Raw genomic sequence first — 19,942 nt, forward strand, 5'->3', positions numbered from 1 at the left:
CTCAATTCCTCGGAGAATTCCAATGAAACAGATTCGACTGCCGGGCCTGATGGCCCCTGTCGGTGACCTCTGTCTGCCGACAAACCCCGGTGTGTTCCCGACACCGTTTTCTTCTCATGCCAGTCCGCTGCACCATGCCTGCTTGCCTGCAGGGAGGGAGATGCGATGAAGGCGACACCCCATACTTCAACTGCCGGAGCGCAGGATGCGACTTCCAGCAGGTTCTATGTCGCGGCCTGGCGCTGGCATTTCTACACGGGCCTTTTTGTTGTTCCCTTCTTTGCCGTCCTTGCTGTGACGGGGCTGGCCCTGCTCTGGATTGCCTGGCTTGATGGCCGGGACGGAGAGCGCATTCCCGTCATTCCGCAGGAGCGTGCCCTGCCTGTCTCGCAGCAGGCCGAGGCTGCTCTGTCTGCTGTGCCGGATGGCCAGCTGGTGCAGTATGTTGCGCCCCGATCTGCTGATCTGGCTGCGATCTTCCGGGTCGATCAGGGTGAGGACGCGATCATGGTTGTCGTGGATCCCTTTACAGCACAGGTTCTGGAGAGCTTTCCGCGCCGGAGCGGCTGGTATGATTTTGCCGATGCCATTCACAGTGATCTCATGCTCGGTGTCGCGGGCGACCGCATGCTGGAGATTGCGGCCTCGCTTGGCATGGTTCTGATTGCCACAGGCCTTTACATGTGGTGGCCCAGAAACGGAGGATGGCGCGCAGTCCTTTTCCCTTCTCTTGTCCGGGGACGCTCCGGCTGGAAAGCCCTGCATGCCTCTGTCGGTCTCTGGTTGTCGCTTGTTCTGGTTTTCTTCCTGCTGTCCGGGCTGGCCTGGACCGGTGTCTGGGGTGGAAAGATGGTCCAGGCCTGGAGCCAGTTCCCGGTCGAGAAATGGGACAGCGTGCCCCTGTCGGATCAGACGCATGCCAGCCTGAACCACGAACGGCAGGAGGTTCCCTGGGCTCTCGCCCTGACACCTTTGCCGGCTTCTGGCAGTCTGGCGGGCCATGCTGTTCTGGAACCCGGAACACCGCTGGACCTTGATGCAATGGATAATCTGGCGCGCAGGGTCGGTTTTGACGGGCGCTATCAGTTGAATCTGCCCCAGGGCGCGACGGGGGTCTGGACCTTCAGCCGTGATTCCATGAGCATGGACAGCACGGACCCGACAATAGACCGGACCATGCATGTCGACCGGTACACAGGGCGTATTCTGGCTGATGTCCGTTATGAGGATTACTCTCTTGCAGGGCAGGCGATGGCTGTCGGCATTGCACTTCACATGGGCACACTGGGGCTCTGGAGTGTGCTGGCGAACACGGTTTTCTGCCTGTCCGTGCTGTTCCTTTGCATCAGTTCCGTTGTTCTGTGGTGGAAGCGCCGACCGGCTCGCCAATTTAGACTGGTGGCTCCACCCCTGCCGCGTGACCTGCCTCTGTGGAAGGGAGCTGTTCTGACCGGATTGCTGGTTTCCATGGCCTTTCCGCTTGCCGGACTGACGTTGCTTGCCGTCATGACACTGGACCTTCTGATTCTCTCAAGGGTTCCGGCCCTCCGCCGGGTTCTGAGCTAACCTTTCCCTGTGCGCAGCCTGTCAGGGTCTTTTCAGGCTGCGCGCAGATCGGAGCTGTGCAGGAGCGGCAAAGTGGCAATATTTGCCTTTCTGGTGGAGAAACATTACTGAAGAGTTTCAGTCTCTTGCAGGTTTTTCTGTGATTCATCCGGTGTGTGTCTGCTGTTGTCTCAAATGCCCCGTTTTTCAGAACGATACTTTATTTATTGACTCTAGGTAAAATAATTTTACCATTAGTAAATAAATAAAAATGCTGAGGTATCAATCCGGGAGGTTTGAAATGATTTCGTTTTTTGAAGGTGCATCTCCAGCTCTGTATAAATCCAAAACAACTCTGGCCGCGTTGGCGCTTGTCTGTTCATCAGCGGGGCTCCCGCTGGCGGCTTTTGCGGAGGAAGAGAGTTGCAGGATTGTGCGTATGGCCGAGCCGGGATGGACAGACCTGACGTACACGCAAGCCGTTGCGAGTGAAATTTTAACAGGCCTTGGATATGAAACAGACACGGATACGCTGGGACTGCCTGTTATTTATCAATCTCTGGAAAACAGGGATCTGGATATTTTTCTGGGCTATTGGGACCCGGCTATGGAGATTTATTACAAGGATTACAGAGAACGCGGCACTGTTGAGACCGTTAAAACGAACCTCGAAGGGGCGAAGTTCACTTTCGCTGTTCCCAAATATGTCCATGACGCGGGTGTGACAAGCATTGCTGATCTGAGCAAACACACCGGGAAGTTTGATCAGAAAATGTACGGAATGGAGCCTGGAAGTAACGATATTATGTTGCAAATCGTAGCGGATAACGCTTTTGGACTTGGAGACTGGGAAGTTATTGAGTCAAGCGAGCAGGGCATGTTGTCCCAGGTTAAGCGCGCGGCCCGTCGGGAAAACTGGATTGTTTTTGTGGGCTGGGCTCCCCATCCGATGAACACAAATCTCGAGATGGAATATCTGACAGATGGCGATGACTATTACGGACCAGACTTCGGGGGCGCGACTGTCCACACCCAGGTGCGAAAAGGCTACATGTCTGAATGCACCAATGTGGCCAGATTGCTTGAAAATCTTGTCTTTACGGTTGAGCTTGAAAGTGAAGGAATGGGATATCTGCTCGACGATGGCCTGTCCGCTGAAGAAGCAGCAAGAAAGAGTATTGCCAACAATCCGGAATTCCTTGATGCGTGGCTTGAAAACGTCCGGACCGCAGATGGACAGCCGGGTTTGGCTGCAGTGAAAGGTTACCTGTCAGAAAACTGATCCGCTTTGCCCCTGTTTCGGGGAACTTCCGCAAGGCCCTTTCATCGTGAAAGGGCCTTTTCTTTATTGCCTTCAAGACAATCAGAATTCCGGTTTTCTCTTGCCGGCGGTAAACCAGCCGCCAATCTCGTTTTCGTAGGCGAGGGCTGCTTTGAAAACAGAGCAGTCATCAAAGGTTTTGCCAACGATTTGTATTGCTGTAGGAACTCCGTTTGATGCAAAGCCGGATGGTACAGAAATTACCGGACAATAGTGTAACATGTTGAACTGATGTGTTAAAATCCATCCCCATTCCGGGTCGACATCAAGCCCGTTGATTTGTAATCCTTCTGAAGCAGTGTCGAGCTGGGCAGAAACAGCCGGAATGGCATTTGTCGGACAAACGAAGACATCATGGTCTTCCATAATAGCCCCGAAGCTTTGATACATCTCATGCTGGATGTCCCATGAGCGGGCAACATCGTCCATTGTTGTCTTGTTGAGGGCTTCGGCTGCAGCCAAGGCATAATCGGTCATCAAAGACGCATTTTCCCGAGCATGCCAGAGAGTTTGCCGACCATAATGCATTGCGTTGTACCAATGCATGGCGGCCTCGTCGCATCGTTGTGACCAGCCCAGATCAACCTCCCTGACTGTCGCTCCCAAAGAACGGAATGTTTCCAGAGCATTTAAGGTGTTCAGCTGAACGTCCCTGTCAATTGTTCGATAGCCGAGGTCCGGGGAAAAAGCGATGCGAAGGTCTTTGATGGATGAAGGAGAAAGAGGAAGAGTGATTTTTTCTCTGAGAGAGTCGTGATCGCGGGGATGAGGTCCTGAGACAATGTTTTGCATTAATGCGGCATCTGAGACCGAGCGTGTCATTGGGCCACAGTGGTTGTAGCGGTCGAAATTGGCTGGTGGACCATCAGGGTTTCGTCCGTGAGGTGGCTTGAAACCAATAACACCGCAGCTTGCTGCGGGAATGCGAACCGAGCCGCCAATGTCTGTCCCTGTCGCAAGAGGCGTGAAACCAGCCGCGAGTGCTGCTGCAGAACCTCCTGAAGAACCACCGGGACTATATGACCTGTTGAAGGGGTTCAGCGTGTTGCCCCACGCCTTTGTGTTGCAAACGCCTGATAAACAGAACTCTGGCGTTGTTGTTCGTGTATGGACAATTGCTCCGGCAGCTTCCAGCCTTTCAATCATGGGATCAGAACAGCTGTCAATGTTGTTCATTAACACAAGTGATCCGTGACTTGTTCTCTTGCCTTTGACGCGTTGGGCATCTTTGACTGCAACAGGCAAACCCTCAAGGGGCCTTGGCGCTTCTCCCTTTCCGCAATATCGGGCTTCAGCCATTCTGGCTTTGTCCAGAGCTTCATCGAAATAACTGTCTGTAAGCGCATTAATTTCCGGATTGACCTGTTCTATTCGCTCAATAAGCGATTGCAGCATTTCTACAGGAGAGAGCGTCTTTGCCTCGAAGTGTTCCAGCGCATCTGTTGCACTCATATAAAAAAGTTCGTTTGTCATTCCGATGATACCTTTGGAGGATGGCTTGCTGTTTGTCTGCAAGAATTTTTGACCATTGTCTTTTTAAATTTACCATTGGTCAATTTAAAACCGCCGTGGTAGCGTGCTCCAGCAAAAAACCTCTTGAACACAATAATCTGGAAAGACTGACCTTGGGACGTAAATCAATTGAAGTGCTCAGGCGCAAGGAGCTAACCGATGCAGCTTTTGAGGTGTTGTTCGAGACAGGAATCCGGGGGGCAACGCTGGAGAGGGTTGCCCGGAAAGCTGGCGTTTCCAAAGGTGTTCTGCTGCATTATTTCAAGGACAAGGATGCTGTTTTCGAGACAGTCCTCAGAAAATCGAATGCGCTGACAGGAGAGGGCGTGGCTCATTTGTTGCGTAGAAGTCAGTCACCCTGGGAGCGTTTGTATGCAATCGTTCTGGGAAACTTTTCCCCTGTCGTTTTTCAAAAGCAACTTTGCCATGCATGGATCTGTTTGTGCGCAGAAGTGCCGTACAACGAAAAGTATCAGCGCATCCAGACGGTAATCCATTCAAGAATGCGCAGTAACCTCTACAGCGCTTTGAGAACTGTCGTCGTTGAAGATCAGATTGAGCGGGTTGTCTTCAATATATCGACACTGATTGATGGCATTTGGTTGCGGGCAGGTTTGCAGACAAATGGGATGTCACGAACGAAAGCGTTACAGGAAATGCTTTTTGGCCTTGAGAAAATCCTTCCCGATGACCCCCGGACGACAGAGGAAAGAAAGCTGGCATATGAAAAGATGGAGATGATCAGCTCTATTATCTTCGAAGAAGGATAGGGCGCGTTCGTCAGCCTGCCTCTGTCTGGTCTTTCGGGGGATAGAGGGGCGGGAAAATACCCATGGTGCGTGCTGTGCGAATATCTGCGGCAAGATCGCGATCCGTGATCGAGAGCAGATCATCCAGATCGTTGATGACAAAATAGACCGGCTGGGGAATGTCGATACGATAGGATGTGCGCAGGATGTCCATGACATCGAAGGGACGCAGTTGGGGCAAGGAACTGCGGGCGTGCTCCAGCTCCGACACAGAGGAGGCCAGTCCCGAACCGAGGGCCTTGATTCCTCCGTCTTCCCGAATGAGCCCGAACTCGATTGTGAACCAGTAAAGCCTGATCAGCCAGGCGTGGTCCTCCTTGGGGACCTGAAGGCCGGCTTCGCCGATCTTGCGGCTGAAGTTCGCAAGCTGCGGGTGTGTGAGAAGGGGCGTATGGCCCAGCACTTCATGGAAAATATCCGGCTCTTCGATATAGTTGAAGTCTTCACGGCTGCGAATAAAGCTGGCTGCCGGGAAATGGCAGGAGGCCAGCATTCCGAAAAACTGCTTGAAGCCGATCAGGGCGGGGACGGGCTCAACACGCCACCCCGTCAGGGGCAGAAGCTTTTCGCTGATTTCCCTGCATTGGGGAATGCGGTTTCGGGGCAAGTCAAGTCTTTGCAGTCCTTCCAGATAGCGGCGGGACATATGTTCGTGAATGGGAGGAAGCTGGGCTTCCATCAGATCGGCCCAGACTGTGTCTTCTTCGGGGCTGTAGTGAATGTAGCCGTTGGCGTCCGGTTGCTTTGCGTTGTAGCTGGTCGATTTCATTGGCATCACCTCATTTAAAGGATATGCCAGTCTTTCGGGATTTTCTTTTCTTTCTGTTCCGGTTTTTACAGCTTTTGAGGTATAATTTCCTCATCAGAGACAGAAAACAGGTGATTTTTGCCCGAGTTTGATGAATTCGAACGGAAGATCCTCGCTCTTTTGCAGGAAAACTGCAGATACTCGGTTGCCGAGCTGGCAGAAAGGGTCGGGCTGTCGACGTCGCCCTGCTGGCGGCGTTTGAAACGTCTGGAAGAGATCGGGGTGATCAGGGGGCGTGTTGCCTTGCTGGATGCCAGGTCCATTGGGCTGAACGCAAGTGCCTATGTCAGGGTGTCGCTCATTGACCACAGCGCTGAATCAATCGACAGGTTTCTGAATTTTGTCGAGCACCAGCCGAATATTGTTGATTGCGCCACCATTACCGGAAATTCCGATTTCATGTTGAAGGTTGTTGCGGAAGATCCCGAGGATCTGGAGCGCTTTATGATGCGGGATCTCCTGGCGACAGGGTTGATCCGGGGCTCTTCCACCAACTTTATCCTGCGTCAGATCAAGAACCATTCAAAGCTGCCACTGCCAAAATCCTGAACTAGGGAGCTTTTGCCTTCATGGCCTGCAGAATTGTGTGGCACAGGCGGGCGGCAACCCTGGCCCCCCGGTTGTCCGTGTCATATTCCGGATTGAATTCGACGAGATCGGACAGCAGCCATTTTACATCTCTGGTCCCAAGATAGCGAATGATGTCCTCGAGCACCTCCAGCGGGACGCCATGGGCTGAGGGGGCGCTGACGGCAGGCATCTGCCAGTGGGGCAGAACATCCAGATCAAGTGTCAGATAGAGATAATCACAGTCCTGCAGAAAACTGTCGATTTCGGCAAAGACACTGTCCAGCAGGTGCGGGCGCACTGCGTGATCCGGCAGATAGCGGAAGCCCCAGTCCTCACAGCGCTTGAAGAGGGCTTTTGTGTTGCCTGTTTCGGAGATGCCAAGGCAGAGATAGCGCAGATCCTGTCCCTTTTCCTGCAACATTTCCCGGGCCTGATAGAAGGGCGTGCCGGAGGAAATTCCCTCGACACCGGGTTTGCGCAGATCGAAGTGTGCATCGAGATTGATGATGCCAATCCTGCTTTCCGGCTCAGTTCTGAGGTGTTCCAGCAAGCCCCTGACGGACCCGGCTGCGGTTTCATGTCCTCCACCCAGCACAATCACGCGCGGGGTCTGGCTGAGCATTGTGCTGATCCTGTCTCCCAGAGCCTTTTGGGCTGCTTCAAGGCTCGTCTGGCGGGCCCGGTCAACAGGGATGTCCCCACTGTCACAAACCGTTCCGCTTTCGTCATGCCAGGCAAGATTACAGAGGGCTTTACGGATGGCTTCAGGGCCTTTGGCCGCGCCGACCCTGCCCTTGTTGCGTTCCACACCCAGATCACAGGCAAAGCCGATCAGTGAGGCAACTGTTCCTTCAACAGGGGTCTGGGTGATGATCTGATGCCAGCGTTTGGCCAGATCGCCATCTTCGGGGTCCTGTCGTCCTGTCCAGTGGAAAGCAGAGGGCATGGTAAGGCGTGGTCCTGTCGGTTGGAGGAAGGGAGGCCCGGTTATCCTGAAGGATCATCGGGCCTCTGTCCTGCTGTATTCCGGAATGATGGCCTAGAGAATGGCCGGGAGGTTCAGCTCGTGCTCGCGGGCGCAGTCCTTTGCGATCTCGTATCCCGCATCGGCATGGCGCATCACACCGGTTGCAGGGTCATTCCAGAGAACGCGTTCGATGCGTTTGGAGGCTTCGTCTGTTCCATCGCAACAGATTACAACACCGGAGTGTTGGGAGAAGCCCATGCCGACGCCGCCGCCGTGATGCAGGCTGACCCATGTGGCTCCGGATGCGGTATTGAGCAGGGCGTTGAGCAGGGGCCAGTCGGAAACGGCATCGGAGCCGTCTTTCATGGACTCTGTCTCGCGGTTCGGGGAGGCAACTGATCCTGAATCAAGGTGATCCCGTCCGATGACGACAGGCGCGGAAAGCTCGCCGTTTTTGACCATCTCGTTGAAGGCCAGTCCCAGACGGTGGCGATCCCCCAGTCCGACCCAGCAGATGCGTGCTGGAAGGCCCTGAAACTCGATGCGCTCGGCGGCCATGTCGAGCCAGTTGTGCAGGTGCTTGTTGTCAGGCAGCAGTTCCCTGACCTTTGCGTCGGTCTTGCGGATGTCTTCCGGATCGCCGGACAGTGCGGCCCAGCGGAAGGGGCCGACACCGCGACAGAAGAGCGGACGAATGTAGGCCGGGACAAAGCCGGGGAAATCAAAGGCGTTTTCCAGCCCTTCCTCGAATGCCATCTGGCGAATGTTGTTGCCGTAGTCGACTGTCGGAATGTCCATTTTTGAAAAGGCAACCATGGCTTCAACCTGAACACGCATGGAAGCACGGGCTTCCTTTTCAACGCGTTTCGGATCGCTGCTCCGGCGCTCCAGCCACTCCGCCATGGTCCAGCCCTGCGGCAGGTACCCATTGATCGGATCGTGTGCGGAGGTCTGGTCTGTCACCAGATCAGGTTTGATGCCGCGTTTGACCAGCTCCGGATAGATGTCGGCTGCATTGCCCAGCAGGGCAACGGATTTTGCCTCGCCGGCAGCGGTCCATTTGTCGATCAGGGCCAGTGCCTCATCCAGACTGTCGGTTTTTTCATCTACATAGCGGGTGCGCAGGCGGAAATCGATGCTGTCAGGGTTGCATTCGACAGCCAGGCAGCAGGCACCGGCCATCACGGCTGCCAGAGGCTGTGCGCCGCCCATTCCGCCAAGGCCGCCAGTGAGGATCCATTTGCCTTTCAGGTTGCCGTCGTAATGCTGGCGCCCCGCCTCGACAAAGGTCTCGTAGGTGCCCTGAACAATGCCCTGCGAACCGATGTAGATCCAGGAGCCTGCTGTCATCTGGCCATACATCATCAGGCCGGCCTGATCGAGCTTGTTGAAATGATCCCAGTTCGCCCAGTGCGGGACGAGGTTGGAGTTTGCGATCAGAACGCGGGGGGCATCCGGATGTGTTCTGAACACGCCAACAGGCTTTCCGGACTGAACCAGCAGTGTCTGGTCTGCCTCAAGCTTGCGCAGTTCGTCTGCAATTTTGTCGAAGTCACTCCATGTTCGTGCACAGCGACCAATGCCGCCATAAACCACCAGTTCATTGGGGTTTTCAGCAACGGCCGGATCGAGGTTGTTCATCATCATGCGCAGCGGCGCTTCAGTCAGCCAGGATTTGGTGGAGATTTCCGTCCCCTTCGGGGCGCGGACTTCGCGGATGTTGTGGCGGGGATTGCTCATGTGTCTTGCTCCAGAGGGTTAGGCTTTTGCGTCCAGATGTGGCAGGAATTCCGGTGAAACGGCTGACAACAGGGTGCCACTGCCGATGAGGGTTCCGGCGGTTTCCAGTTCGGGAGCCATGTAGCGGTCTTCCCGGAGGGCCGGGATTTCTGTCCGGATTGCGTCGATGGCGGCTTGCAGGTGTGTGCTGGTTTTCAGGGGAGCCCTGAATTCAACACCCTGTGCGGCTGTCAGGGCTTCAATGCCCAGAATGCGCTCCAGATTTCCTGTCATGCGGAACAGGCGGCGTGCACCATGGCAGGCCATGGACACGTGATCTTCCTGGCTGGCGGAGGTCGGCGTTGAATCAACCGAGGCCGGGTGGGACATCTGCTTGTTTTCGGACATGAGGGCTGCCGAGGTGACCTCCGCGATCATCAGGCCTGAATTGAGACCGGGTTCCGGTGAGAGGAAGGCGGGCAGACCAAAGCTGAGAGCCGGGTCGACCAGAAGGGCAATGCGGCGCTGGGCAATGGACCCGATTTCGGAAACGGCAATGGCAATCTGGTCCGCAGCAAAGGCAACGGGTTCGGCATGGAAGTTGCCACCGGAAACGATGCGTCCGTCACTGAGAGTCAGTGGATTGTCCGTGACGGCATTGGCTTCGATTTCCAGCGTTGTTGCAGCGTGGCGCAGCAGATCGAGAACTGCACCCATCACCTGGGGCTGGCAGCGAATGCAATAGGGGTCCTGCACGCGGGTGTCATTTTCACGGTGTGTGTCGCGGATTTCCGAACCGTTCATCAGCTCGCGCAGGGTGGCTCCGGCCTCGATCTGTCCGCGATGTCCACGCAGGCTGTGGATGTCGGGATGGAAGGGGGCGGAAGACCCCATCGCAGCATCGGTGGAAAGCGCACCTGTGACCAGTGCGGAACGGGCACAGTTCCATGCCCTGAACAGGCCGGACAGGGCGAGTGCAGTAGAGGTCTGGGTGCCGTTGATGAGCGCAAGCCCTTCCTTGGGGCCGAGGATGACCTTCTCCAGTCCTGCCTTTTCAAGCGCCTGCGCACCACTCATGCGCTGCCCCTGATAAAAGGCTTCTCCTTCACCCATCATCACTGCGGCCATGTGAGCCAGTGGTGCCAGATCACCGGAAGCTCCAACCGAGCCCTGTTCGGGGATGACGGGAATAACGCCCTGCTCTGACATCTTTTCAAGCTGCTCAATCAGAACCCAGCGCACACCGGATGCTCCGCGTCCGAGAGAGAGGAGCTTCAATGCCATGATCAGCCGTACGGTTCCCTCGTCGAGCGGTTCGCCAACGCCACAGCAGTGGGAGAGGATCAGGTTGCGTTGCAGCGCAGCGGTGTCTTCGGGCGGAATCTTGATGTGTGCGAGTTTGCCAAAACCGGTGTTGACGCCATAGACGGCTTTTTCTCCGTTGGCAGCGGCTTCGATCAGTGCAGCACTTTTCTCGACGGCCTCCCTGAAAGAGCAGTCAACTCTGACGGCAGCTTTTTTGTGGAGAATTGTATCGAGATCCCGGAGAGAGGTTTGGCCGGGGGTGAGGGTCAGTGTCATGTCATGCGTCTCCATAGACACGTTTGATCAGGGGGTTAAAACCAATGCGGTACGCCAGTTCGCTGGGGTGTTCGACATCCCAGATGGCGAGGTTGGCCGTCTTGCCGGTTTCCAGCGTTCCTTCTGTTTCGCCCAGTCCGAGAGCGTCGGCAGCGTGTCGGGTGATGCCGCTCAGGGCTTCTTCCGGTGTGAAACGGAAAAGGGTACAGGCCATGTTCAGGGTCAGGAGCAGTGAGGTCAGGGGAGAGGAACCGGGATTGCAATCTGTTGCCAGAGCCATGGGCACGCCGGTTGCCCGAAGTTCCTCAACAGGCGGGAGCTGTTTTTCCCGGAGCGTATAGAACGCACCGGGAAGCAGGACGGCCACCATCCCGCTTTCCTTCATGGCTTGGACACCATCGGCCTGGAGATACTCAAGATGATCCGCGGAAAGTGCGTTGAAGGAGGAGGCGAGAACAGTGCCCTTGAGGTCCGAGAGCTGTTCAGCATGAATCTTTACTGGCAGTCCAAGTTCGCGCGCACATTCAAAGACCCGTTTGACCTGATCCGGTGAAAAGGCAATGCCTTCGCAAAAGGCGTCAACAGCATCCACGAGGCCTTCTGCAGCAGCCTGCTCCAGAGCCGGGAGGCAGACTTCCGAAATGTAGTCATCAGCTTTGTTGCTGTATTCGGCGGGAATGGCATGGGCACCCAGATAGGAGGTTTTGATTCTGACCTTCCTGAGTCTTTCAAGCTGACGCGCCGCACGCAGCATCTTCAGCTCGTCCCCGATTGTCAGGCCATAACCGGATTTGATTTCAACAGTTGTCACGCCCTCGGAAATCAGGTGATCAAGTCTTGGAAGTGCGGAGAGAACCAGCTCTTCCTCGCTTCGGGAGCGGGTGTGCCGGACTGTCGAGAGGATGCCCCCGCCAGCGCGAGCAACCTCTTCGTAGCTTGCACCTTCCAGACGCATTTCGAATTCGCGGGCGCGGTTTCCGCCGTGGACCAGATGCGTGTGGCAGTCGATCAGGCCGGGGGTGACCAGTTTGTTCCCCAGATCTTCCAGTTCGGCCTTTTCGCGAATTTCCGATGGGACCTCGTCTGTCTTTCCGATCCATTCGATCCGGCCCTCGTGCGTGGCAATTGCCGCTTCGCCAAGCAATCCGTAAGGAACGGAGCTGTTTTCGGCCATGGTTGCGATCTGTGCGTTTGTGTAGAGGCGGCGGCTCACCGGAGGACCCTTTCTTGATCTATGTATGATCATATGCTAATTATGTCTATACATAAAAGTCAAATGTAAAATCAATTGGCCTGTCCCGGCCTTTGTTGCAGAATGGAGCACTTCGCGGCGCCTCTGTTGCGAAATGCTTGTGTTTCAACTGTTTAGCCTGAAGAGATCTGTTTGTGAGCCAGCCCCGCCAGTCTTCCTTCCAGAAAATTCACGATGACCTGCTCGACAAGATCAAGTCCCGCCACTGGCAGCCGGGGGAAACGATTCCCGGCGAGGAAGCTCTGGCTGTGGAATACGGTTGCTCCCGCATGACAGTGAATCGCGCCATTCGGGAACTTGCTGACAAGGGGATCGTTGAACGCAGGAGGAAAGCGGGAACGCGGGTTGCGTCCCGCCCTGACCGTTCTGCAAAGATTTCGATTTCTGTTCTGCGCAGGGAAATCGAGGCGCGGGGGGCAAGCTACCGTTATGTGATTCTGGACAGGGAAGAGGTGGTACCGCCAGAGGGTATGCGTGCGAAACTTTCCCTGAAAAAGGGTGAACCGGCCCTGCACATCAGGTGTCTGCATTTTTCCGATGAACACCCCTACCAGTTCGAGGACAGATGGATCAATCCGGCCTGTGTTCCCGGGATCAGGGAGCAGGACTTCGAGACGATCAACCCCAATGAGTGGCTCATTGAAGCGGTGCCCTTTGCAGAAGCAGAGCATGTCTTTTCTGCACAGCTTGCGGATGAGCAGACAGCAGAACTTCTGGGCATTGCTTCAGGAGCACCGCTTTTTGTGATCGAGCGGCGAACCTGGCTGGGGGATGACACGATCACAACTGTAAAGCTCTGCCATCCGGGTGACAGCTTCAAGCTTTTCTCCAGAAGCTGAACGCGGGGGTATCACAGCTGGGGCATCACGCGAAAAAGGCAGGGAAGCCGGATGCTCCCCTGCCTTTCTTCTGGGTTCCGGTTTTCCCGGTCAGGCGTTTGTGACTTCGGTCAGGAAGCCGTCGACGGTCTGGCGCAGGCGTTCGGCCTCGGCCGAGACCTGACGGGATGATTTCTGCACCTCGTCAGAGGCCTGGGAGGTCTGCTCGACAGAGTTCGAGACGGTGCCCATACTGGAGGAAGCTGTTTGTGTTCCTTCCGAAGCCCTGTTGACGTTGGCGGAAATTTCGGCTGTCGCATTGCCCTGTTCCTCGACCGAGGCGGCAATAGCGGTTGTTGCCTGATTGACCTGTTCCATTCCCTCAACAATAGACTGGATTGCCCTTACGGCTTCTGTTGTCGAGCCCTGGATTTCAGCAATCTGCCCGGCAATCTCCTCGGTGGCCTTTCCGGTCTGGCTCGCGAGGGATTTGACTTCGGAGGCAACCACGGCAAAGCCCTTGCCGTACTCACCGGCGCGGGCGGCCTCGATCGTTGCATTGAGGGCAAGCAGGTTCGTCTGCTCGGCAATATCCTGAATCAGGTTTACAACATCGCCGATTTTCTGGGCGGCTTCGGCAAGTTTGCCGATCTTTTCGCTGGTGTCCCGGGTGGTTCCGGAAGTGGCATCCACGACTTTTGTCGTTTGCCCGACCTGGCGGGAAATTTCGGAAATGGACGCAGACAGTTCTTCTGTTGCGGCTGCCACGGCCTGCACCGAGGCCGATGCCTCGTTACTGGCAGAGGCTGCAGAAGTGGTCTGCTGGCTTGCTTCGGTTGCCAGGGAAGACATCTGGGTTGCCGTTTTCTGCATGGTGTCCATTTCCTGGGAGACCTGCCCCAGAAGGCCTTGTGCTGTCTCGCGGAAGCCGGCAATCAGGGATTCAACCTTGGTTGCCCGGGCAATGCGATCAGCCTGCTCGGCTTCGGACTTGGCAGCCATAACGCGGCGTTCTTCTTCCTTGTCTGCAAAGGATTTGACGGCGCGGGCCAGTTCACCGAGTTCGTCACTGCGGTTGAGATCCTTGCTTTCCCCGTCTGTGTCCAGGTCACCACGGGCCAGGCGGCTGATGCCGCCGGTCAGGGTCCGCAGAAGGTTGCCGGCATAGATGAAGAGCAGAACGGCGAAGGCGATGACAATAACGGTTACGACCAGAATAATGTTGGCGGCTGTCTCACCGGAAGAGATCACACCCTGCACGCTTTCGCGGCCAATGGAGCTGACCATGGAGGTCAACTGGGCAGAGGACGCGACCATGTTGAGACGCTCTTCTTCCGAGCTTGCCAGAATGGTCTGGAAGGCGGACTGGTTGTCACGGAAAGCGGCAACAACCGGATTCAGTTCATCGGCCAGTTTCTTGGGCAGCAGCAGGGAGGTTTGCTGAAGTGTGTTCAGCGCCTGCATGATGGCATCGGCTTCCTGCTGTGTTGGCCTGCTGAGGTAGGAGAAGAAGTTGCTGCTCAACCGGATGATCACGGACTGAACCGCGACAGTCGACTGATAGATGCGGCCAAGACTGTTGCGAAGCTTTTCGTTCTTGCGGACCGTTTGTTCCGCCTCGTTGATGATCTTTTCCTGCTGCTTGAGGATATTGGTTACAATCTTGCTGATTTTCTTGGAGGTGATTTTCGCCTGCAGCATTTCCGATTTTGCCTTGGGGGGCAGTTTCCCGTCGACAGGTTCGAAGCCCAGAAGCTTGGTGATACGCTTGTTGATGTTTTCCATGATCGGATTGAGGCCTGTCACAATGGTGACGGTCAGATCATCCAGCGGAAGACTCCAGATGTCCCCCAGACCGGCCTTGAGATTCTCATTGGCCTTCACAAGCTTTTTGTTGTTGTTTTTTGTCTGCTTCAGCTCGTACTGAAGCATGGCCAGCTCCAGCTGCTGGGCGAGGATGACAAGGTCCTTTGCCTTGGTGACAACGGTCTGTGCCATGGCCAGCTTGCGGCTTTCCTCGTTCAGCACGCGATCCGCGTCAGAAAGATCCTTCTGGATTTTGTCGGCTGTTTCCTGAACCAGAACATTGAGGCGGGCGACATCATCCAGAACCGCGTTGCTTCGCTTGTTGCGTTCCTGAAGATTCGAGGCATAGCTGTTTGAAGCGGCTTCAACCGTTGCAATGAGATCAAGCGCCTCGTCTTCGGTTGAGCCGGACACAAGGTCCTCGACACCGCTTTTGACTTTGGCGAGCTGTTCCAGATTGCGCTGCAGATCTTCGGGTGCCCCGCTTCTGAGAAGATCGCCCGTTGAAACGGAAAGCCCCTGCAGTTCGGAGATGAGAACAGTGGCCTTGTCACTGTCCTTGACGTCATCGACAATGGTTTTGGTGGTCAGGACACTGAAACCACCTTCGAGCAAGATCAGAAGTAGAATTAATCCAAAGCCTGCAAAGATACGGGCCTTAATAGATAGATTTTTTATCTGCTTCAGACGGGACAATTGGGAAAACACAGCGAAGCCTCCAGCCTGTGATTCGTTCTTTTTTCTGAATTTTCACGTGCAAGAGTGAATTTTTCTTTAAAATCCTCGCGATGGTCATCTCCGGAGCAGTACAGGAGAGTGGTTTTATTCTTCCGGAATTGTTTCTTGCAGTGCTTTGTTCTGTGAAGCTGGTTTTTGTGAAAATATTTCTCTGAAAATCTTTTGTTTATCATGGTTTTATACTGAAATGATCTGTCCGGAATAAATGGAGAATACTTTTGTGTTTTTGCGTATTGATTGCGCCAGATCATTTGAAAAAGGGAAAAAGTGGCCCAAGCTGGGATCAGTTTAGGACTGAACAGGACAAAGTTTCATGTTGCCACGAATCACCACGCAGCCTTCCATCATTCGGAGGATCGTTGTCGGAAAAAGTGTTGGTCTGGTTTTCGGAGCAATGGCCTATGCCTCGCTGTCATACCTTTTTGCGAACCCGGACGAGCTTCTGGGGATTGGACTGATCCTCTGGTATGTGACACTGGGAGGGGTCATTGGTATTTCTGGTGTTTTCAACCAGCACGCCATTCTGGTTTCCCCCATTCCCTGGTGGTTCCGTGCTCCGGTGATCGGGGGCTGGATGAACTTTGTGCTGACGTTCTTTACCTATCAGCAGATGGAAGCGGTGCTTGTCAGCCTTTTCGGCATTGAAAGCAAGCTCAGCAACCCCTTCTGGTTTGTCATGGAAGGGGCGGTTGTCGGTTTGCTGATCGGATTCTGTGCGACAAAGGCAGGCGGGGAAGGCAAGGAAACACTGGACGTCTGAGGACGCCAGAGCCTTTTCTCGGCCTTTCCCCGGATTTTACCCGGCGGTTTCAACTGCGGCCAGAAGCTCTTCGAGGCCTTCGTCCCGAATGCCCAGTTCGCGGAGGTGCTCGACAGTGTTGCGAATGTAGTCAACACAGGTTCCGCCTGTGCCTCTGCCCTGCAAGGCCAGGAAAACCAGCTCGTCCAGCTTGAGATTGCCTGCATACTGGTAATGGCGTCTGTCGGCAACAAAGGTTGCGCAGCGAACCTTTTCGCCACTGTCCAGAACCATGTCGCACCATCTGGGAAGGTAAACGCCCGTTACCAGTTCGCGCCTGAAGAGATAGTCCAGAGCAGGAACGGCCTGATCCGGCGTAACCCTGTAGCCCATTCCAAAGCAGCTGCCGCCTTCATCAAGCCCCAGAACCAGCCCGGGTTTTTCCGGAGTGCCGCGATAAACGTGAGACTGAATGCAGAAGGAACGGTGATAGTTCTGCAGGGTGGCGGGCCGGGACTGTGAAAAATCAAAGCCCGGATTCCACATCAGGGAACCATAGCCGAAAATCCAGATGTCGCTTGTCCCGTCCCACGGCAGGAGGTCGGGGTCATAACAATCCCGGATCAGAGGATTGTATTCTTCTTCTGATGTCTGGGGAGCATCGGTGCTCATGACACATCCTTGTCTGTGGTTTCCTCGATGACTTCAGGTTCGCGCGGGTCAAAGGTACCGGCCTGGTGGGCATCGACGATACCACGACGGATTTCGCGTGTCCGGGTAAAGAGATCCTGAAGGGTATCGCCTTCGCTGCGACGGATGGCTCTTTGCAGGGCGGTCAGGTCTTCCGTAAAGCGTTGCAGGATTTCCAGAACAGCGTCCCTGTTGGTCAGGAAGACATCGCGCCACATCACGGGATCGGAGGCTGCAATGCGGGTGAAGTCACGAAAACCACTGGCAGAGAACTTGATGACGTCAGCCTGATCGTCCTCTTCCAGATCTGTGGCTGTGCCAACGATTGTGTAGGCAATCAGGTGCGGCAGGTGAGAGGTCACGGCAAGAACCTTGTCGTGACGTTCCGGCGTCATGATCTCAACCATTGAGCCACAGGCTTCCCAGAGGCTTCTGATCCTGTTCAGGGCTGTGTCCGAGGCCTCCGCTGTTGGTGTCAGAATGCACCAGCGATTGACAAAGAGAGAGGCAAAACCGGCCTCCGGTCCGGACTGTTCTGTTCCGGCAATCGGGTGGCCGGGGACAAAGTCCACGCTGTCGGGCAGGTGTGGTTTGACGTCATTGACAACACTCTGTTTGACAGAGCCCACATCCGTCACGATTGCACCTGCCTTCAGGTGTTTTCCAAAGGTTTCAGCAAGGGGGCCATAGGTGCTGACAGGAGTGCAGAGAATCACAAGATCTGCATCCCTGACGGCATCAGCAGGGTTCTCGAAAGCTTCATCAACGATGCCGAGATCCAGTGCTGTCTTGCGGGTTTCTTCCTTGCGGGCGCAGGCCACAAGAGTATCTGCCAGTTTGTTTTCCCGCATGGCGCGAGCCAGGGAAGAGCCAATCAGCCCGATGCCGATCAGCGCAACTTTCTCGAAATGAACAGATGTCATTTGTCCGGAACCTTAATCCTTGAGCGTGCCGAGGAAGCGTTCAATCGCCTCGACCACAGCACGCATGTCTTCTTCTGTACCAATAGTGACCCGAATACAGTGTGCGAGGCCATAGCCCCCCATCGCGCGGATCAGAATGCCCTGTTCCTTCAGATAGGCAACAGCAGCGGTTGCCTTGTCTGCATCGTTGAAATCGATCAGGACAAAGTTTCCTTCCGAAGGATAGACCGTCAGGCCCAGACCACCAACCTGTTGATTGAACCATTGCTTCCAGCGGCTGTTGTGTTCTTTCGAGGAAACAACAAAGGCGCGATCGCGGATGGCCGCAGCACCTGCTGCCTGTGCAGAGAGGTTGACGTTGAAGGGACCGCGGACGCGATTGAGGACATCTGCGACGGCTTCGGGGCAATAGGCCCAGCCAATGCGCAGGGAAGCCAGTCCGTGGATCTTTGAAAAGGTCCGTGTCATCACAACGTTGTCAAATTCCTCGACAAGGTCGGAGCCGGTGACATAGTCCGGTGCCTCGACATATTCTGCATAGGCATCATCCAGAACCAGCAGGATGTCATCGCGCAGGCCGGCGTGCAGGCGGCGCAACTCATCTTCGTTCAGGTAGCTGCCTGTTGGATTGTTCGGGTTGGCAACAAAAACCAGTCTGGTTCTGTCTGTGACAGCTGCCAGAAGTGCGTCAATGTCGGTTTTGAGGCCCTTTTCCGGTGCCTTGACCGGAGTGGCACCGTTGGTGAGGGCGCCGATCGGATACATGAGGAACGAGTGCTCTGAATAGAGCACCTCGTCGCCAACACCGGCATAGGACTGAATCAGAAAGGCAATCAGCTCATCAGAACCGGCGCCACAGACGATACGATCCTTTTCAAGACCTTCCGTATCGGCAATGGCCTGCCGCAGAACATGGGCTCCACCGTCCGGATATCGATGCAATTGCGCCGCTGTTTCAACAAAGGCCTCACCGGCTTTTGCAGAAAAGCCAAGCGGGTTTTCGTTGGAGGCCAGGCGGATCACACGCTGTGCACCAGCTGCTTTTGATTCGCCGCCAACATAGGGAGCAATTTCGAGAATACCGGGTTGTGGTTGAAGAGCCATCTTCTCTGTCTTTCCAGTTGATCAAGAATTGAACGGGTCGCAACCGTCCAATTCCGCCAGCAAATTCTGGCAGAAATGTTTCCTTCGGGCTGTCCCAACAGTTTTGTACGCTGTTGATCAGGCCAGGGGTTCAGACGTCATGATGATGGGGCGCGGATAGGAACCGATCGAAACAATCCGGACGACGCGATCGGAATTCTGTTCCACGAGCTTTTTCAGACGATCATCATCATAACAGACGAAGCCATCCACTTCAAAAAGATATAGGCAGCGACCATCGCGACAACATTCCCCGATAATCACGGCTGTTTCAAGTCCGCTGTTGCCCATCAGACTCCGCAGGCTGGAACGGGAGAGACTTTCAAATGTCTCGAGAACAAGAAGCGTCTGATCGTCGCCGGTTTCCTCGACAGGGGTCGTGGCAACCATGACGGCATCCTGTCTTGCAGAAGGCGTCTTTGCGGTTCTGCAGAAAGGCAAACGGCCAACGATGTGAATATCCTCGTTGGCCTGATCGTGGCTTTTGTCTTTCGGGCGGGGCAGGACGAGCGTCCACCAGTCCTCGTCGGCTTTCTCGTCAGAACCCGGGAACGGCAGGACGCCTACGGCTGTTTCGCCGGTTGAAACAGACCGCAGAACGGTTTTGACGGTCTGGCCCCGCGAAGAGACTGTCTGGCGGCCAAAATGGTCTTCGGCCAGATCGAGACAGGTCTGATTGCTGTCCTTGCCGAGGGCTGAAACGGCGAAGTGCCCCTGCAGGCGTGTTGAACAGCCCAGAATTTCACGCCAGATCCGCACGAGGACGTTTGCCGGCATTCTGCCTTTGTGGCGGGAGACAAGGTTCTTGAGCATTGCTGCTTCCCGGCCGGGCCGGAAATAGACGGCATTGTCGCCTTTGAGTGCTCCAACCTGACCGGTGACTTCGAAGCGCTCAATCAGAAGGTCCTGAATGCCCTTGTCAATCCGGTCTATCTCTCCACGCAGTTTTTCTAGCTCTTTGTTGTTTGCCATCGTTGCCTGTCGGCCCTGTTTTTTTACTC

The 19,942-nt window shown here is 55.2% G+C and carries 17 protein-coding genes; 6 read left to right on the plus strand and 11 right to left on the minus strand.

Features of this window, described 5'->3' with window-relative positions; translation table 11 throughout:
* Positions 1–165 precede the first annotated feature (165 nt).
* Together AAAH10_RS12330 and choX are read left to right on the plus strand one after the other, a co-directional pair.
* Positions 166–1,566, plus strand: coding sequence for a PepSY-associated TM helix domain-containing protein (locus AAAH10_RS12330; protein WP_343563972.1), 1,401 nt, complete (start codon positions 166–168; stop codon positions 1,564–1,566).
* Between the two features lie 280 nt (positions 1,567–1,846).
* Positions 1,847–2,827 (plus strand): choline ABC transporter substrate-binding protein, encoded by a 981-nt coding sequence (gene choX / locus AAAH10_RS12335; RefSeq protein WP_343563974.1) that lies wholly within the window; start codon positions 1,847–1,849, stop codon positions 2,825–2,827.
* A gap of 81 nt (positions 2,828–2,908) precedes the next feature.
* Here the strand turns inward: choX and AAAH10_RS12340 are convergent, their stop codons facing one another.
* Positions 2,909–4,339, minus strand: coding sequence for an amidase (locus tag AAAH10_RS12340; protein ID WP_343563976.1), 1,431 nt, complete (start codon positions 4,337–4,339; stop codon positions 2,909–2,911).
* Positions 4,340–4,371: 32 nt separating this feature from the next.
* Here AAAH10_RS12340 and betI point away from each other — a divergent pair, with 32 nt between their 5' ends.
* Positions 4,372–5,148, plus strand: coding sequence for a transcriptional regulator BetI (gene betI, locus AAAH10_RS12345; RefSeq protein WP_343563978.1), 777 nt, complete (start codon positions 4,372–4,374; stop codon positions 5,146–5,148).
* A 10-nt stretch (positions 5,149–5,158) separates the two neighbouring features.
* Here betI and AAAH10_RS12350 read toward each other — a convergent pair whose 3' ends face one another.
* Positions 5,159–5,956, minus strand: coding sequence for a phenylalanine 4-monooxygenase (locus AAAH10_RS12350; protein ID WP_343563980.1), 798 nt, complete (start codon positions 5,954–5,956; stop codon positions 5,159–5,161).
* 117 nt (positions 5,957–6,073) lie between these two features.
* Between AAAH10_RS12350 and AAAH10_RS12355 the strand changes: the two genes are divergently transcribed.
* Entirely contained in the window at positions 6,074–6,544 is a 471-nt protein-coding gene (locus tag AAAH10_RS12355; RefSeq protein WP_343563982.1) for an Lrp/AsnC family transcriptional regulator, read from the plus strand.
* Position 6,545: 1 nt separating this feature from the next.
* Here AAAH10_RS12355 and hutG read toward each other — a convergent pair whose 3' ends face one another.
* The 4 genes from hutG to hutI form a co-directional block, all read right to left on the minus strand.
* Positions 6,546–7,511 (minus strand): formimidoylglutamase, encoded by a 966-nt coding sequence (gene hutG, locus AAAH10_RS12360; RefSeq protein WP_343563984.1) that lies wholly within the window; start codon positions 7,509–7,511, stop codon positions 6,546–6,548.
* A 93-nt stretch (positions 7,512–7,604) separates the two neighbouring features.
* Positions 7,605–9,272, minus strand: a complete 1,668-nt coding sequence (hutU, locus tag AAAH10_RS12365; protein ID WP_343563986.1) for a urocanate hydratase — start codon at positions 9,270–9,272, stop codon at positions 7,605–7,607.
* A gap of 18 nt (positions 9,273–9,290) precedes the next feature.
* Positions 9,291–10,832, minus strand: a complete 1,542-nt coding sequence (gene hutH / locus AAAH10_RS12370; RefSeq protein WP_343563988.1) for a histidine ammonia-lyase — start codon at positions 10,830–10,832, stop codon at positions 9,291–9,293.
* A gap of 1 nt (position 10,833) precedes the next feature.
* On the minus strand, positions 10,834–12,006 hold the full coding sequence (gene hutI / locus AAAH10_RS12375) for an imidazolonepropionase (RefSeq protein ID WP_343564299.1): 1,173 nt from the start codon (positions 12,004–12,006) through the stop codon (positions 10,834–10,836).
* A gap of 212 nt (positions 12,007–12,218) precedes the next feature.
* Between hutI and hutC the strand changes: the two genes are divergently transcribed.
* Positions 12,219–12,923 (plus strand): histidine utilization transcriptional repressor HutC, encoded by a 705-nt coding sequence (gene hutC, locus AAAH10_RS12380; protein WP_343563990.1) that lies wholly within the window; start codon positions 12,219–12,221, stop codon positions 12,921–12,923.
* A 90-nt stretch (positions 12,924–13,013) separates the two neighbouring features.
* Here hutC and AAAH10_RS12385 read toward each other — a convergent pair whose 3' ends face one another.
* The gene (locus AAAH10_RS12385) at positions 13,014–15,323 is read right to left on the minus strand and encodes a methyl-accepting chemotaxis protein (protein ID WP_343563993.1); all 2,310 of its coding nucleotides are present in this window, start codon (positions 15,321–15,323) and stop codon (positions 13,014–13,016) included.
* A gap of 436 nt (positions 15,324–15,759) precedes the next feature.
* Here AAAH10_RS12385 and AAAH10_RS12390 point away from each other — a divergent pair, with 436 nt between their 5' ends.
* On the plus strand, positions 15,760–16,206 hold the full coding sequence (locus AAAH10_RS12390; protein ID WP_343563995.1) for a hypothetical protein: 447 nt from the start codon (positions 15,760–15,762) through the stop codon (positions 16,204–16,206).
* 36 nt (positions 16,207–16,242) lie between these two features.
* On the opposite strand, the gene AAAH10_RS12395 is transcribed toward AAAH10_RS12390, so the two are convergent.
* From AAAH10_RS12395 to AAAH10_RS12410, 4 genes are all read right to left on the minus strand, one after another.
* The gene (locus AAAH10_RS12395) at positions 16,243–16,857 is read right to left on the minus strand and encodes a gamma-glutamylcyclotransferase (RefSeq protein ID WP_343563997.1); all 615 of its coding nucleotides are present in this window, start codon (positions 16,855–16,857) and stop codon (positions 16,243–16,245) included.
* Entirely contained in the window at positions 16,854–17,798 is a 945-nt protein-coding gene (locus AAAH10_RS12400) for a prephenate/arogenate dehydrogenase family protein (RefSeq protein ID WP_343563999.1), read from the minus strand. The genes AAAH10_RS12395 and AAAH10_RS12400 overlap by 4 nt, the downstream gene beginning before the upstream one ends.
* Positions 17,799–17,810: 12 nt before the next feature.
* On the minus strand, positions 17,811–18,902 hold the full coding sequence (gene hisC / locus AAAH10_RS12405) for a histidinol-phosphate transaminase (protein WP_343564001.1): 1,092 nt from the start codon (positions 18,900–18,902) through the stop codon (positions 17,811–17,813).
* A 117-nt stretch (positions 18,903–19,019) separates the two neighbouring features.
* Complete coding sequence (locus tag AAAH10_RS12410) at positions 19,020–19,913, minus strand: chorismate mutase (protein WP_343564003.1); 894 nt, start codon at positions 19,911–19,913, stop codon at positions 19,020–19,022.
* Positions 19,914–19,942 lie beyond the last annotated feature (29 nt).

Origin of the sequence: Carbonatibacter coralli (genome assembly GCF_039592655.1) — a bacterium.
GTDB lineage: Bacteria > Pseudomonadota > Alphaproteobacteria > Kiloniellales > Kiloniellaceae > Carbonatibacter > Carbonatibacter coralli.

Excerpts from the sequence above, each read along its gene's own strand:
- AAAH10_RS12330 (WP_343563972.1), top strand. The coding sequence starts at position 166 with ATGAAGGCGACACCCCATACTTCAACTGCCGGAGCGCAGGATGCGACT.
- choX (WP_343563974.1), top strand. The coding sequence starts at position 1,847 with ATGATTTCGTTTTTTGAAGGTGCATCTCCAGCTCTGTATAAATCCAAA.
- AAAH10_RS12340 (WP_343563976.1), bottom strand. The coding sequence starts at position 4,339 with ATGACAAACGAACTTTTTTATATGAGTGCAACAGATGCGCTGGAACAC.
- AAAH10_RS12350 (WP_343563980.1), bottom strand. The coding sequence starts at position 5,956 with ATGAAATCGACCAGCTACAACGCAAAGCAACCGGACGCCAACGGCTAC.
- hutG (WP_343563984.1), bottom strand. The coding sequence starts at position 7,511 with ATGCCCTCTGCTTTCCACTGGACAGGACGACAGGACCCCGAAGATGGC.
- hutU (WP_343563986.1), bottom strand. The coding sequence starts at position 9,272 with ATGAGCAATCCCCGCCACAACATCCGCGAAGTCCGCGCCCCGAAGGGG.
- hutH (WP_343563988.1), bottom strand. The coding sequence starts at position 10,832 with ATGACACTGACCCTCACCCCCGGCCAAACCTCTCTCCGGGATCTCGAT.
- hutI (WP_343564299.1), bottom strand. The coding sequence starts at position 12,006 with ATGGCCGAAAACAGCTCCGTTCCTTACGGATTGCTTGGCGAAGCGGCA.
- AAAH10_RS12390 (WP_343563995.1), top strand. The coding sequence starts at position 15,760 with ATGTTGCCACGAATCACCACGCAGCCTTCCATCATTCGGAGGATCGTT.
- AAAH10_RS12395 (WP_343563997.1), bottom strand. The coding sequence starts at position 16,857 with ATGAGCACCGATGCTCCCCAGACATCAGAAGAAGAATACAATCCTCTG.
- AAAH10_RS12400 (WP_343563999.1), bottom strand. The coding sequence starts at position 17,798 with ATGACATCTGTTCATTTCGAGAAAGTTGCGCTGATCGGCATCGGGCTG.
- hisC (WP_343564001.1), bottom strand. The coding sequence starts at position 18,902 with ATGGCTCTTCAACCACAACCCGGTATTCTCGAAATTGCTCCCTATGTT.
- AAAH10_RS12410 (WP_343564003.1), bottom strand. The coding sequence starts at position 19,913 with ATGGCAAACAACAAAGAGCTAGAAAAACTGCGTGGAGAGATAGACCGG.